We start from the raw sequence: 14,458 nt of genomic DNA, 5'->3' as shown, positions 1-14,458 counted from the left end.
TTTCACGGCGTTCAGAGGATCGTCTGGACCTGTCTGCGGGTCAGCGTTGTGCTGTCCGTCCCGGACGCACGCGCGCCGAATCCAAGCCCGATCCGGTGTGCGAGGACAGGCTCCGCCAGAGCGGCGATGTCATCAAGGCTGGGCACAAGCCTGCCATCCAGCAGGGCACGGGCACGGGTTGCGATCATCAGGGCCTGTGCCGCACGCGGCCCGGGGCCATAGGCAATAGCCTCGCGGACTTCCGCTGGAGCGGTTGGATCATCCGGGCGCAGGGAACGGGTCAAGGTCAGAATGGCATCCACGATCTGGTCTCCTACTGGCAGCCGGCGGACGAGCGCCTGCGCCGACAGAAGGGAAGCCGCATCCATCAGGACAGGCGCCTGGGCCGTTGTGGCGCCTGTGGTCTGGAGCAGCATCTGCCGTTCTGCCTGCCGGTCGGGGAAGTGCAGGTTGATGCCCAGCATGAAACGGTCGAGCTGCGCTTCGGGCAGAGGATAGGTTCCTTCCTGCTCGATCGGGTTCTGTGTGGCCAGCACATGGAATGGCCGGGGCAGGGCATAGTCCTTCCCGCCCTGCGTCACGCGATGTTCCGCCATGGCCTGAAGCAGGGCAGACTGTGTGCGCGGGCTGGCGCGGTTAATCTCGTCGGCCAAGACAAGCTGTCCGAAGATCGGTCCCGGAAGGAAGCGGAAAGCGCGGTGGCCGTTCGCATCCTGGTCGAGGATTTCCGCACCGGTAATGTCGGACGGCATCAGATCCGGCGTGAACTGGATGCGGGTGGCATCCAGTCCCAGCACATGGGACACCGTATTGACCAGAAGCGTCTTGCCAAGACCGGGTGCGCCGATCAGAAGCGCGTGACCGCCCGCCAGGATGGTGACGAGGATCTGTTCGATGACGCTATCCTGTCCCAGCACAATGCCGCCTGTGGCCTGACGGACCTGACGGAGAACCGGGGCGAGACGATCGGCTTCAGCCACGTCCGCTTCGCCCTGCAGGGTGCCGGCGGAAACGCCGGAAGAAAATTGCTGCTCGCTCATGACACCAGTCTGACAGGTGTGGGGGTTTCATCAAGGCTCGATTGCACCCAACTTGGTGTGAGAAGAGAGTTTTTTAATCCAGTCGGAGGGAAAATTGAGCGATCATGAGTGCCCGGGTCCAGTCCGATCCGACGTTTTCCCCATTCCGGAATGTTCGATGTCTTCCACGACGGCGTCGGCCGGTCCAAGGCTGCTGCCTTTTCTGATCCGGCGGGACGGAACCTGGCTGTATCGTGGCTCGCCCATCCGCCGCAAAGCGATGCTCTGCCTGTTCTCGTCCATGCTGACCCGGGATCCAGCAGGCCAGTATTGGCTCCAGACTCCCATGGAACGTGGAATCATCCAGGTGGAGGACGCACCTTTCACGGCGGTCGAGCTGGATTTCCGCGGAACCTGCGGCCGGCACCAGAATCTCTGCTTTCGCACCAACATGGACGAACTGGTCTGTATCGGAGCCGATCATCCCTTGGAGTGTGACTGGGATCGTCCTGCCGATGAGGATTGTGCTGCCATCCCCTACATCTTTCTCCGGAACGGACAGGGAGCTTTCCCGATCCGCGCCCGTCTGACACGCGCCGTTTATTATGAGCTCGCTGCCCTTGCGGTTCCCGGTCAAAGCGCGGGGAGGGCCTGTCTGGGTGTGTGGAGTCAGGACTGCTTTTTCCCGCTTTCCCGTCTGCCATGAGCGGAAAGGCGGCTGGTCTGCTGCGACAACTTGGCGATCGGAGTGGGTTGGACAGGATATGGACCATTCTGCCTGAAGCGCGGCTTGTTGGCGGTTCGGTCCGGGATCTGCTGCGGCATGTGCCGTTGAACGATCTGGATCTGGCGACGCCAGAACCTCCGGAGCGCGTGCAGGAACTGCTTGAAGCCGCTGGTATCCGTGTCATTCCTACCGGTATGGATCATGGAACGGTGACGGCCCTGATCAGTCATGTCCCATACGAAATCACGACCCTGCGTCGTGACGAGGAGACGGATGGCCGTCATGCCGTTGTGGCATGGACAGGGAACTGGGAAGAGGATGCGGCCCGCCGCGATTTCACGATCAATGCCATGTCTCTGGACCGGCATGACGTCCTGCACGACTATTTTCATGGTATGGAAGATCTGAAGGCGCATCGCGTCCGTTTCGTGGGCATGCCCGCGCAGCGTGTGCGCGAGGATGCGCTCCGGGCGCTAAGGTTTTTTCGCTTTGATGCGCGATACGGGCAGGGAGTACCGGACCCGGAAGCCTGTGCAGCCATCTCTGCAAGCCTTGATCTGGTTCGGGCCCTGTCCGCAGAGCGGGTTGCCCAGGAAATACTGAAAATTCTTGCGGGTCCCCGTTTGCTGGAAACCCTGGCCGGCATGGAGGCGGTCGGACTGTTGCAGGCTCTGCTTCCGCAGCCGGATCGTTCGTCTTTGGTGCGGTTGCTGGCCTGTAATGCGCCTGTTGATCCTCTCATGCGGCTGTTCGCGCTATGCACTTCATGTAGTCGTGTTGCAGGGGAGCGGCTGAAGCTTTCGAAGGCAGATCGGAACCGGCTGGCGGTTTTTTCCCAGGATACTCCCGTTCTTCATCCTGCCCTGACGGATGATGACCTGCGCCGGACGCTGGCCGTTCAGACGCATGCGAAACTCATTGATCGAAGCTGGCTTGCACAGGCGCAGGCTGTCGCTAGGCCGGATGTGGACTGGGACCGGCTGCGTCTCCGGCTGCGCAGGATGCCACGGCCTGATTTCCCGCTTTCGGGCCAGGATGCGCTGGCGCAAGGTCTGAGGCCCGGGCCGGCGATGGGAGACTGGCTGAAAAAAGGACGGACCTGGTGGCTGGAACAGGGATGCCGCCCGGATCGGGAGGCCTGTATCGGCTATCTCGCCCGGCATGGATGACGGACCGGTTTCGTCCTTTTGCCTACTCCTGCTAAACCCGCCGCATGAGCAAAACGACAGCCCTGGACACCGATAGCCGAACTCTTGTGAAACGCATCTGGCGCGAGGAGATGCGCCAGCATGTGGGGCGCATTGTTTCGGTGATTGTCCTGACGGTGATCATGGCGGCCCTGACCGCTCTTTACCCCGCTGTCATCAAGCGGGCTGTGGACCTGTTCTCGTCGCATGATCCCCGCATTCTCTATCAGGTGCCGGCTCTCGTGGTGATTGTAACGGGCCTCAAGGCTGCCGCGCAGTATGGGCAGACCATTGCGGTTCAGGGGCTGGTCCTGAATGTCATCCGCGGTCTTCAGTCGAAGATGTTCAGTCATGCTCTCCAGTCCGATATTTCGCGGATCGAGCAGGAAGCTCCGGCCCAGTGGGCGGCCCGTTTCACGACGGATGCGGTGTCCATACGGGAGGCCATGATCCGGGTGGTCAACGCACTGGGCGACGCCATTACAGTTGTTGGACTAGTGATTTCGATGATCGTGACGGACTGGGAACTGAGCCTGATTGCCCTTGTTCTGTATCCAATCGCAGTTGTCCCTATCCAGAAGCTGGGCAAGCGCGTTCGCCGGGCATCCGGTGGTATGCAGGAACAGATCGGCGAGACATCCGCCCTTCTAAATGAAAGTTTTGCATTGGCGCGGCAGGTCCGCATCTACCGGATGGAAGAGCTTGAAAGCGAGCGTGTGGATGACTCGCTGGATCTGCTGCATGACGCCTTTCTACGGATCGCCACGGGACGTGCGCGCGTGGACCCGGTTCTGGAAGTGCTGGGCGGAGCGGCGGTTGCCGGTGTCCTCGGTTTTGCCGGCTGGCGTGCATCGATGGGGGGCGCAACGCTGGGGGATTTCACAGCCTTCATTGCTGCTCTTCTAACGGCGGCTCGTCCGATTCGGGCTCTTGGTTCCCTGAATACCGCCCTTCAGGAAGGTCTGGCCGGACTGGCGCGTGTCTTTACTGTTATTGACGAACCCCCTGCGGTGACGGAGCGGCGCGACGCCCGCCCGTTGCCGCCCGGACATGGTCACCTGACGTTCGAACATGTGGCCTATCGCTACGAAGACGGGCGTATGGGTCTTGAAGACCTGTCTCTGGATGTCCGTCCAGGACAGACGGTTGCGCTGGTAGGACCGAGCGGCGCGGGCAAGTCCACGGCCCTGTCACTCATTCCCCGGCTCCATGATGTCAGTGAGGGGCGCATTCTTCTGGAAGGGGTGGATCTGCGACAGCTGACCCTGGGGTCACTTCGGGATTCCATCGCTTATGTCAGTCAGGATACCACCCTTTTTGATATGTCTCTGATCGAGAATATCTGGATCGGTCTTCCTTCGGCCTCTCGTGAGGAGGTCGAGAAAGCCTGTGACATGGCTGCCATGGATTTCGTAGGGAATCTGCCACACGGACTGGAAACGCGGGTCGGACCTGGCGGGCGTCGTCTCTCCGGCGGACAGCGGCAGCGTGTGGCTCTGGCACGGGCGCTTCTGCGTGATCCACGGATTCTCCTACTGGATGAAGCAACAAGCGCGCTGGATTCCGAAAGCGAATCCCGGGTGCAGGGCGCATTGGCCAATCTGCGGGCCGGACGGACGACGGTTATTGTTGCGCACCGTCTTTCAACGGTGCAGGCGGCGGATGTTATTGTGGTGATGAATGACGGTCGCGCCGTTGAGTGCGGTACCCATGTCGAGCTGCTGCGAAAGAACGGGCTTTATGCCCGTCTGGTGCGCAACCAATCGCTGGAAGCGGCCTGATAGATGGCCGTCAGGTCAGGTAGGAGCGTTTCGTAAAGGGGACGCTTGAACCCCAGATCACGGTTCAGCAGTTCCGTCGGTTCGACCCATTCCCAAGCGTTGAATTCTGCGGGTGTGTGCAGGTCGAGCCGGATCTCGCTGTCCTGACCGTCAAGGCCGAGAATGAACCATTTCTGTGTCTGGCCCCGGAACCTGCCGCCCAGTGCGCGCCCGATGAGAGGGGCAGGAAGATCGTAATTGATCCAGCCTTCCCGTTCCCCAAGCAGGGTGGCCCGTCGCGTTCCGATTTCTTCTTCCATTTCCCGGAAAGCGGCCTGTTGCGGCGTTTCTCCATCATCAATGCCACCCTGTGGGCACTGCCAGATATTTCCCGGAAGATCGGCTCGTCGGGCAATGAAGAGATGTCCATCCGGGTTGAACAGCGCTAGGCCGACATTGGGGCGATAGAGAAGATGAGAAAAATCTTTCACAAGGGCACCTGTGTCTTGCGGGCGCTCAGATCTGCGGTCTGACCGTCGGTGTTGCCATGATCCGCAAAAGCGGATGGAGGAAGCAGTACGAAAGACTGTGCGGCCGGTCCTCGCAGCCAGTGACTGAGGCGGTCGATTGCAACAGGTGTCAGTGGACCGAGCATGACAAGAATTCTCGCCGGTTTCCCCGGAGAGGGAAGCACTGCTGCGAATTGCTGGTCCAGCGTGTTCGCGTCCGTGTCTCCATTGATCCATGCCGTGGCCGTCATGCCTTGGGTCCGCCGATCATCCGTGGCCGAACCTGCCAGATACAGGAGATTCCGGTTCGCGATGACGTCTGCGATGGGCTGAAATTCGGGGGATGTGGCATATCCGCCCCCGGCCTGATCGTCACCGTTCTCCGAAGCGTCCGTCAGTCCTGTCGCGCCGGAAGCGCGCGTCAGGCACCACTCCAGTTCCCGGCGGTCATTGGCTTCCGTGTTGCCATAACCTAGGGCATGCGGCCCTTCGTCCATATGTTCGGGATGGGCGCCCTGCATGGGGAGCGTGACATAGATCTCATGATGAGCGGTTTTGGCGCGGGCCATGACGTCCTGGATGTTGCTCACATAAGGTGACACGCCGACACCAACGGCAGACGGAATGCGCGCGAGGACTTCGTATGTTAGCGCGTCGGAATATCCGAAGCCCTGCAGGACAATGCCTAATGCACTTTTCCCACTGGCCAGGACAGCCTGCACGTCTGGTATGGATACTTCTGTCCCGTGGGGAGGCTCTGAGGATGCAGGAGCGGTCGGAGAGGGAAATGACGTCTGCGAGACTGGCTGAACATCCGGAGAAGGCGATGATGTCTGCGCCATCCGTGCCGCCGGAGGGAGATCGGTAGGAGGGGCGGGTAAGGACGGAGCAATGGCTGACGGTGCCTTGCCCGCTGTCATGATAGTTGCCGGAGTGGCTTTCCCGGCGCGGGTTGAGACATCCGGCAATGCAAAGGCAGGCGTATCGTCATGATGGAGGAAGAACGCCGTTGCCGCAGCGCTTCCTGCAAGGACGAGGCCCCAGAACATCACCAGAAGGCGTCCAATCAGAGGAAGACGGCGCCATATCCCAGGACGGAATGAGGCGGAAGAATGCGGCAAGTCCAGGGCGTCCTTTTCCTGTCTCAGTGAGGCTGGGTTGCCGGTTTTGTGGCCGGCGCACTGGCCTTGACTTCTGTCGCCTGAGCTGTGGCGGGGGTGTTGTTGGCCACGCCAGCCATGGCGTTTACGACCTTGAGACCCTGTTGCAGCTGGAAGTCCGTTGCCGGTTTGGTCAGATCAAAGGCAGGCCAGTTCGCCGGCGGCATCTTGGGAATGGATTTCGCAATGTCAGGCAGGTCAGTTCTGGGTGCCTCGGCCGTACGGTTGCCACCCACATTGGTCAGGATATGGGACAGGTCGGCTTCGCGGTAACCGTAGGCGTCGTCATCCTTGGTTTCCGCCACGGGAATGTCGGGCGTGATACCAAGCCCTTGGATGGAACGGCCGGACGGTGTGTAATACCGCGCCGTCGTCAGTCGGACGGCTCCCTGATCCCCAATCGGAATCAGGGTCTGCACCGAGCCTTTGCCGAATGTCTTTTCACCCAGAATGATCGCGCGGTGATGATCCTTGAGCGCCCCTGCCACAATCTCACTGGCCGAGGCCGATCCGCCATTGGTCAGGACGACGATGGGCAGGCCATTCGTGATGTCCGTTCCGCGGGCATCCCAGCGCTGGTTGTTTTCCGGATGGCGCCCACGGATGGAGACGATTTCTCCTTCCTTGATGAAATCATCGGAAACGGCAACGGCCTGATCCAGTTTGCCACCGGGATTGGAGCGCAGGTCGATGATAAGGCCCGTCAGCTTGCCGCCGGGCGCCTTGGCGGCCTGGGCTTTCAGCTTGGTAAAGGCAGCGTGCATGTCGCTTTCAAGGGCGTCATCAAATTCCGTCAGACGGATATAGCCTGCGCTGCCATACAGGGCGGATTTCACGATCTGCACGTGTACGATCTCGCGGACCATGTCGAACGTCATGGTCTTGCCTGTCTTGGGACGGATGACGGTGAGGCTGATCTTCGTTCCCGGATCACCGCGCATCTTACGGACGGCTGCGTCCAGCGTCATGCCGTCGAGGCTCTTGTGATCCACCATGGTGATGAAATCGCCTGGCTGGATGCCTGCACGGGCTGCCGGTGTGCCGTCAATCGGGGACACGACGCGAACGTGGCCGGATTCAGCCTGGACCTGAAGACCGAGACCACCGAATTTGCCGGAAATTTCCGTCTGCATGTCATGGAACTGAGCGGCGGTCATGTAGGATGAATGGGGATCGAGGTTTCCCACCATGCCGTCCAAAGCGTTGTTGATCAGATCCTTGTCAGAGACAGGATGGACGTATTCGGCTTTCACGACATCTATGACGGTGCCAAGCAGCGTCAGCAGACGGACGGTTTCGGCGCTGTTGTCATGGGAAATTTCACGGGCGATGGCAGCGCCGGGGAAGTCGCCGGAACCCGCAAGACGCAGGGCGCCCGGTCCGACGGCCAGTCCGGCCAGAAAGGCGGTGCCCAGCAACAGGCCAGTGCGGAACTTCATGTGATCTCCATCCTCGGGAACGAAGGGACGTGTTTTCCGGCGTCTCTTGAGGCGCAGACTAGGCCATTCCGAGTTGCCAAATGATTAAGATGCAATCCTACAATGTCCTGACCCGAGCGTAAAACGGCTCAGAGAAAGGGGGCGGGGCTGACGACCTGCGCGCCATGGCGCAACTGCACGAAAAGAAGGCCGTCCGAAGCGGGCATTTGGCCCAGTGTCGCCGCTTTTTTCACGTTCTGTCCACTGGAAACACCTAGTGAGGCCAGACCCGAAAGGACGAAACGGTAATCGTGTCCGCAATCGAGGATCAGCATCTGGCCGAAGGACCTGAATGGCCCGGAGAATTCGACTCGGCCTGCGCAGGGGGCCTGTACGCCCGCGGCTGATGCGGCGGCATAGGTAATACCGGTGGAAGGGCCGGCTTCCGTTTCCTGTCCCCAGCGGACCATGACGCGCCCGGATACAGGCGCGTGACCATGACCGCTGGACACGCCGGTGCCACCGGACGAGAGGGCCTGCGCCTGAGAATGGGCCTGCTGCGCCTGTCGGATCTGATGGCGGCGGACAAGGGTGCGGGCTTCTTCCTCAAGAGCCGCACGGGCGGCGGCTTCCTGCCGGGACAGGGTTTCGATTTCCGCCGAGAGATCAGCTGTTGCCCGCATGGCTTCGGTCACGGCCTGCTTCGCTTTCCGTGCCGTTGCGTCATCCATCTCCGCGTGGCGGCTGGCAATGCGCGTCTGTGCAGCGTCCCGTTCGTGTTCCTGAACTTGCTCCTGACGGAGTGAGTCAAGGTCCTGCTGACGCTTTCCCAGCGTATCTTCGAGTTGACGGAGTTCGTCGTCCCGGGCCTGAAGGGACGCTGCGCGGCGTTGGGTCAGGCGGGAGAATCCTCTCATGACCGAAAGTGCCGTCACGCTGTCGGTTGCGCTGGAAGGGGCGGCCAGAAGGGCGGCATCGGGCGTGACGGAAAAGCGGACAGCCACGGGCAGCAGAGGCTGAAGAGCCGCGTTCTGTCGGGAAATATCCTGCCGGACGGCATTCCGTCTGGCTGTCAGGGCCGCAATTTCGGCCGTGAGACCCGCGATCCTGTCCTGCGTGTCCTGGAGGGCGGTCTGGACCGTCTGGGTCCGTACGCCAAGTGTTGCGGCGCGGGCACTGGCTTCGCGCGCGCGACGCTCGGCTTCATTGGAAGCGGCCTGTCTGGCCCGGAGCGTGGCGGCTTCCTGCGTCTGCCGGGCCTGAAGCGCCTTTCGGGCGGCGCGTGCGCGTGCCAGCGCTTCTTCGCCAGCACTCGGCCGGGTCACCTGTGCACGGGAGCGGTGATGGGAGTGCGGCGCTCCCAGCGCGGGCGAGAAAACCAGAACCAGAGGCAGGATCCGGAAAGGGTCAGACGCTTTCAAGCAGGGACACGCCTGTCATGGCGGAAGGCTGCTTCAGCCCCATCAGAGCAAGAATGGTCGGAGCCAGATCAGCCAGACGGCCATCGTGAATTTTCCAGCCTTCCGCATGGGCCAGGATGACAGGCACCACATTCAGGGTATGGGAGGTGTGAACGCCTCCGGTTTCCGGGTCCCGCATGGTTTCGCAATTGCCGTGATCGGCCGTAACCAGCAGTACGCCACTGGCTTTGGCGAGGGCATTGCTGATGCGCCCGAGCCCGGTATCGACTGTTTCACAGGCCTTGATGGCGGCGGGGAGGGAGCCGGTATGCCCGACCATGTCAGGATTAGCGAAGTTCAGGATGATCATGTCAAAGCGACCGGACTCGATGGCTTCCACGGCCCGATCTGTCAGTTCGGGTGCTGACATTTCGGGCTGGAGATCATAGGTCGCCACTTTCGGAGAAGGAACGAGGATGCGCTCTTCTCCTTTGAACTGCACTTCGCGACCACCATTCAGAAAGTAGGTCACGTGCGGATATTTTTCCGTCTCCGCCATCCGGAGCTGTGTCCTGCCTGCCTTCGAGACGACATCGCCCAATAGGTCCTCAAGAGGGATCTTGGGGAACAGCACACTCATATAGGGGGCCAGATGGTCGGAATAACGAGACATTCCGCAGACCGCCGCGAATTTTACCATCCGACCACGGTCATAACCATCGAAATCAGGCAGAACCAGTACGTCCAGAAGCTGGCGGATGCGATCAGCCCGGAAATTACAGGACAGGATGCCGTCTCCATCCTTCATGCCCTTGTAATCACCAAGAACGGTGGGAATGACGAACTCGTCTCCCTTGTCCTCGGCATAGCTGGTTTTCAGGGCGGACAGGGCATCTGTGGCATGGCGGCCTTCACCGTCACGGATGGCGTTGACGGCCAGACCGACACGCTCCCAGCGGCGATCACGGTCCATGGCGTAGTATCGCCCGCTGAGCGTGGTGACCTGAATGCCTTTCGGCAGGGCTTTCAGCAGGGTACCGATATAGTCTTCACCGGAACGTGGAGGCGTATCGCGGCCATCGCTGAAGATGTGCAGCGCAACGGGCACGCCAGCAGCGTCCAAAATTTTTGCCAGAGCGAGGATATGGTCCTGATGGGCATGGACACCACCTGGAGAGACGAGACCCATCAGATGGCAGGTTCCCCCTGATGTTTTCAGGGCGCTGATGAATTCTTTCAGGGCCGGGTTTTCTTCGAGCGAACCATCCCGGGCACTACGGGAGATGCGTGGCAGTTCCTGCATGACAACACGACCGGCGCCGATATTCAGGTGACCAACTTCGGAATTGCCCATCTGTGCGTCCGGGAGACCGACATCCTCACCGGATGTTTTCAGAAAAGCGTGGGGACTGCCATTCCAGAGCGCATCGAACGTGGGGGTGTGGGCGAGCCTGACAGCATTGTCGGACTCATCCTCCCGCCAGCCGAACCCGTCGAGAATGACCAGCATGACAGGACGACGGGGGGAAGTGGCAGGTTCGGACATGGTCAATGCTCCCGAAAGAATAAGGACGGAGAAATATCGGGCAGCATGCCATCTTTCCGCACAAAAGCGAACGCCCGCCGGAAGGGCGGGCGTTGCGATTTTTCGTGACTGCGAAAAGCCGTCAGAGCTTGTCAATACCCCGCTTGACGGTGTCCTTGGCATCGCCCTTCGTTTCTTGGGCCTTGCCCTTGATGTTCTGGGCTACGCCTTCACCTTCGAGGCGCTCGTTATCGGTCGCACGACCCACTTCTTCCTTGACCTTGCCGGCGACCTGATTTGCGGTGCCTTTGACCTTGTCTTTCATGGAACTCATGATGATGTCCTCCCGTATGGGTTATGACACTCTAACGACCCTGATCTGGGGAAGTTGCGTTGATATCCCTGCGGGACATGGAAAAGACATTGGTCCGTTTTCCCGGAGATATCGCCGCAAGAGGGAATGTTTCAGGCAGAACCCAACCTGTTTTTCCGGAGAATGATAATGACAGAACGGTGTGGCACCCCCGCGGATGGAACCGGAGGTGGATGTGGGGTCGGACTGACGCCAGAGCAGCGACGTATCCTGCGGGAGCATGGTACGGAACAGGCGGGTTCCAGTCCGCTGAACAATGAAAAGCGCCAGGGGCTTTATGCCTGTGCGGGGTGTGGCCGCCCGCTTTTCTCGTCCGAAACGAAATATGACAGCGGCAGCGGATGGCCTTCTTTTTTCGCAGCGCTTGACCAAGGAGTGGAAACAACCGAGGACAATCGTTTCGGCATGACCCGGACGGAGGTGCATTGCGCCGGGTGCAAGGGACATCTGGGGCATGTCTTTCCCGATGGACCGCCCCAACGGGTTTACGATACTGCATGAACGGTCTGGCGCTCGATTTTCGCCCGGCCACAGGAGAAAAAGCATGAGTCAGGCGTTGCCGCCTATTGTTCTTGACCATCCACTGGTACGCCACAAGCTGACCCGGCTGCGGGACCGCAACACCTCAACGGCGGGGTTCCGCCGGCTGACACGTGAGCTCAGCCTGCTGCTGGCCTATGAGGCGACACGGGGCCTGTCCCTCGTGCCCCGTCATATCGAAGCTCCGAGTGGCCCAATGGAAGGTGAGGAACTGGACGGCAAAAAGCTGTGCTTCGTGTCCATCCTGCGCGCTGGAAACGGATTGCTGGACGGCATGCTGGACCTTGTTCCTTCCGCACGCGTGGGGCATATCGGCCTGCGTCGGGACCATGAAACGCTGGAAGTCAGCGAATACTATTTCAACATGCCCAGCGATGTTCCCGGGCGGACATGTATCGTTCTCGATCCCATGCTGGCGACGGGTCATTCCGCTGCGGCGGCACTGACGCGCGTCAAGGAAGCAGGAGCGAAAAGCCCTGTCTTCGCGTGTCTGTTGGCTGTGCCAGAGGGGATCGCGCATATGCGGGAACGTCATCCGGATGTGCAGATCGTGACCTGTTCGATCGATAGCCACCTGGATGAACATGGTTATATCGTGCCAGGTCTCGGTGATGCAGGTGATCGTCTTTTCGGAACGCGCTGACCGGACCACACGCGCTTATGTAGTGCGGGTGGTTCATCTTTGTGGCGCTGTATCCGTTCCCATCCTCGGAAAAGGAGAGAGCGATGTCTGCCTATGTTGTTTTCACGCGCCACAAGTTGACTGATCCTGCCGAGTTCAAGGCCTATACGGAAGGTGTAGGCAAGACATTCGAAGGTCATTCTGCCCGGCTGCTTGCGGTTTATGGCAATCAGGTCAATCTTGAAGGTACGGAGCCGGACGGGGTTGTCATCATCGAATTCCCTGATGTGAAAGCGGCGCGGGCCTGGTATGATAGTCCGGCTTATCAGGCTGTTGCCCAGCATCGGCGTAATGCTGCCGTTTATGATGTTGTCATCGTTGAGGGTGCGCCCGCCTCATAAAAGCCAGGGATCTCTGAATCCGTTTCCGCAGCACCTGCATTCCCGGGCAAAGGAAGGGGGGTGTCTAACAAGGGGCAATTAACTTTTCGTGCAGGAATGGCCCAGCGTATCAGTCGCGCCGGACGATGTAATGACGCGCGAGATCGGTTTCGATCTGGTGCGCATGTGCGGTATCGCGCGCTTCCACCATGACGACAAGCTCTGCCGTCTGAACGGATGGTGAGGCGAACAAACGGTGATGCGAAACCTCGATGATATTGCCGCCATAGCTACCGATACGGGCGGAAATATCGGCCAGTGTACCGGGGCGATCCGGAATCTGGAAAATCAGGCGCAGGATCCGGCCATCACGCAGCAGGGAACGCAGGATCGTGTTGGCCAGAATGCGGGCATTGATGTTGCCACCGGAGAGGGGGAGCGCGATTTTCCGTCCCTTGAACAGGTCAGGATTGGCTAGAACGGCCGCCAGCCCTGTTGCGCCCGCGCCTTCACAGACCTGCTTTGCCTTTTCCGCCAGCGTGGTGATGGCGCTCTCGACCTGAAGCTCGTTGACCACGAGAATACGGGAGATTTTGCCCCGGAAGGCATTCAGGCAGTGGTCCCCCAGTCTCGTGACGGCAATGCCTTCCGCAATGGTGGCCCCGCCTCTGGTGGGGCCATCCTCCTGCGGGAAGCCCGCCAGAGAGGCATAGGCCTCGACCTGGACGCCGATCACTTCCACATCGGGACGGAGTGCGCTCATGACGGTCGCAATGCCGCCAATCAGCCCTCCGCCGCCCACGGGCACGACGACCGTATCGATTTCGGGCGCATCCTGAAGCAGTTCGAGGGCAACGGTTCCCTGTCCAGCGATAACGGCGGGGTCGTTGAAAGGATGGACGAGGCATCGTCCTTCCTGTTTTTGAAGATCTTCCGCTACCTCACAGGCCTGGGCGAAATCGTCTCCTGCGAGGACCACATTCGCTCCCCAGGCCTCGGTCGCAGCAACCTTCGTTGCCGGGGTGAAGCGGGGCATGACGATCGTAGCACTGATGCCAAGCAGACTGGCCTGACGGGCGACACCCTGCGCGTGGTTTCCGGCCGAGACGGTTATGACGCCGCGGGCACGTTCTTCCGGCGTAAGGAGGGCCATCTTGTTGGCCGCACCTCGCTCCTTGAAGGAGCCGATCGCCTGAAGGTTTTCGAGCTTGAGCGTAATATCCGCTCCCGTCAGGCGGGAGAGGGCAGGGCAGGAAACCGTAGGAGTACGCACCACCGTCGTGGAAATACGCTCATGCGCTTCCTCGATGTCCTGAAGGGTTACGATAGGAACACTGGTGACCGTCAGATCGTCAGACATCAGCGATACGAGACTTTCAGGATTTCATAGGTCCGGTCTCCGCCGGGTGCGGGAACGGAAACGGTGTCTCCCACATCCTTGCCGATCAGTGCCTTGGCGAGTGGGGAGGAAATGGAAATCAGGCCTTGTTTGATATCCGCCTCATGCACACCGACGATCTGATAGGTGTTTTCCTTGTCCGTTTCCTCGTCCACGAGTTCGACATGTGCGCCAAAGCGGACGCGCGTGCCAGTCAGGGTGGACGGATCAATCACTTCCGCGGAAGAGACAATGCCTTCCAGTTCCAGCACCCGGCCTTCGATAAAGGACTGGCGGTCGCGCGCGGCATGATATTCGGCGTTTTCGGACAGGTCGCCATGGGCACGGGCTTCGGCGATGGCACGAATGACAGCCGGCCGGTCTTCGCTCTTGAGGCGACGCAGCTCGTCTTCGAGACGCTGTAGTCCCTTTGCGGTCATGGGGATCTTCTGCACTCTGA

Annotated in this window: 14 protein-coding genes and 1 pseudogene; 6 read left to right on the top strand and 9 right to left on the bottom strand. The window is 60.3% G+C overall.

Annotated elements, in window-relative coordinates:
- Positions 1-11 precede the first annotated feature (11 nt).
- Entirely contained in the window at positions 12-1,040 is a 1,029-nt protein-coding gene (locus GMO_RS10460) for an AAA family ATPase (RefSeq protein ID WP_008852366.1), read from the bottom strand.
- A gap of 157 nt (positions 1,041-1,197) precedes the next feature.
- Here GMO_RS10460 and GMO_RS10455 point away from each other — a divergent pair, with 157 nt between their 5' ends.
- The 3 genes from GMO_RS10455 to GMO_RS10445 are packed head-to-tail and all read left to right on the top strand — an operon-like array spanning position 1,198 to position 4,714.
- Positions 1,198-1,725 carry a DUF1285 domain-containing protein gene (locus GMO_RS10455; protein WP_008852365.1) on the top strand — a complete coding sequence of 176 codons (528 nt, stop codon included), beginning with the start codon at positions 1,198-1,200 and terminating at the stop codon, positions 1,723-1,725.
- Positions 1,722-2,915 (top strand): CCA tRNA nucleotidyltransferase, encoded by a 1,194-nt coding sequence (locus GMO_RS10450; protein WP_040509253.1) that lies wholly within the window; start codon positions 1,722-1,724, stop codon positions 2,913-2,915. The genes GMO_RS10455 and GMO_RS10450 overlap by 4 nt, the downstream gene beginning before the upstream one ends.
- Positions 2,916-2,959: 44 nt before the next feature.
- Positions 2,960-4,714 carry an ABC transporter ATP-binding protein gene (locus tag GMO_RS10445; protein WP_040509249.1) on the top strand — a complete coding sequence of 585 codons (1,755 nt, stop codon included), beginning with the start codon at positions 2,960-2,962 and terminating at the stop codon, positions 4,712-4,714.
- On the opposite strand, the gene GMO_RS10440 is transcribed toward GMO_RS10445, so the two are convergent.
- The 6 genes from GMO_RS10440 to GMO_RS10415 all read right to left on the bottom strand — a co-directional run bounded on the left by GMO_RS10440 (position 4,672) and on the right by GMO_RS10415 (position 11,039).
- Positions 4,672-5,184, bottom strand: coding sequence for an RNA pyrophosphohydrolase (locus tag GMO_RS10440; protein WP_008852362.1), 513 nt, complete (start codon positions 5,182-5,184; stop codon positions 4,672-4,674). The two genes, GMO_RS10445 and GMO_RS10440, sit on opposite strands and share 43 nt — an antisense overlap.
- Entirely contained in the window at positions 5,181-6,323 is a 1,143-nt protein-coding gene (locus tag GMO_RS10435) for a divergent polysaccharide deacetylase family protein (protein WP_050801463.1), read from the bottom strand. Before GMO_RS10435 ends, GMO_RS10440 begins: the two co-directional genes overlap by 4 nt.
- A gap of 23 nt (positions 6,324-6,346) precedes the next feature.
- Positions 6,347-7,801: a S41 family peptidase gene (locus tag GMO_RS10430; RefSeq protein ID WP_008852360.1), complete on the bottom strand. Its 1,455-nt coding sequence runs from the start codon at positions 7,799-7,801 to the stop codon at positions 6,347-6,349.
- Between the two features lie 128 nt (positions 7,802-7,929).
- Positions 7,930-9,201 (bottom strand): murein hydrolase activator EnvC family protein, encoded by a 1,272-nt coding sequence (locus tag GMO_RS10425; RefSeq protein WP_008852359.1) that lies wholly within the window; start codon positions 9,199-9,201, stop codon positions 7,930-7,932.
- Positions 9,188-10,726, bottom strand: a complete 1,539-nt coding sequence (gene gpmI, locus GMO_RS10420) for a 2,3-bisphosphoglycerate-independent phosphoglycerate mutase (RefSeq protein ID WP_008852358.1) — start codon at positions 10,724-10,726, stop codon at positions 9,188-9,190. Before gpmI ends, GMO_RS10425 begins: the two co-directional genes overlap by 14 nt.
- 121 nt (positions 10,727-10,847) lie before the next feature.
- A complete protein-coding gene (locus GMO_RS10415; RefSeq protein WP_040509244.1) occupies positions 10,848-11,039 on the bottom strand; it encodes a CsbD family protein in 192 nt (63 codons plus the stop codon).
- A gap of 168 nt (positions 11,040-11,207) precedes the next feature.
- On the opposite strand from GMO_RS10415, the pseudogene msrB reads away from it, so the two are divergent.
- The 3 genes and pseudogenes from msrB to GMO_RS10400 all read left to right on the top strand — a co-directional run bounded on the left by msrB (position 11,208) and on the right by GMO_RS10400 (position 12,641).
- Positions 11,208-11,626, top strand: a pseudogene (msrB, locus tag GMO_RS10410) (peptide-methionine (R)-S-oxide reductase MsrB).
- Positions 11,623-12,261, top strand: coding sequence for a uracil phosphoribosyltransferase (upp, locus tag GMO_RS10405; RefSeq protein WP_008852354.1), 639 nt, complete (start codon positions 11,623-11,625; stop codon positions 12,259-12,261). The pseudogene msrB and the gene upp overlap by 4 nt, the downstream one beginning before the upstream one ends.
- An 83-nt stretch (positions 12,262-12,344) precedes the next feature.
- Positions 12,345-12,641 (top strand): DUF1330 domain-containing protein, encoded by a 297-nt coding sequence (locus GMO_RS10400; protein WP_040509240.1) that lies wholly within the window; start codon positions 12,345-12,347, stop codon positions 12,639-12,641.
- Between the two features lie 109 nt (positions 12,642-12,750).
- On the opposite strand, the gene GMO_RS10395 is transcribed toward GMO_RS10400, so the two are convergent.
- Positions 12,751-13,980, bottom strand: a complete 1,230-nt coding sequence (locus GMO_RS10395) for a threonine ammonia-lyase (protein ID WP_008852352.1) — start codon at positions 13,978-13,980, stop codon at positions 12,751-12,753.
- Positions 13,980-14,453, bottom strand: coding sequence for a transcription elongation factor GreA (gene greA / locus GMO_RS10390; protein ID WP_008852351.1), 474 nt, complete (start codon positions 14,451-14,453; stop codon positions 13,980-13,982). The genes GMO_RS10395 and greA overlap by 1 nt, the downstream gene beginning before the upstream one ends.
- Positions 14,454-14,458: the final 5 nt, after the last annotated feature.

Source organism: Gluconobacter morbifer G707 (genome assembly GCF_000234355.1).
Taxonomy (GTDB): Bacteria; Pseudomonadota; Alphaproteobacteria; order Acetobacterales; family Acetobacteraceae; genus Gluconobacter; species Gluconobacter morbifer.
Note: the sequence above shows the minus strand (reverse complement) of the source record. Positions and strands in the feature narration are given on the sequence as shown.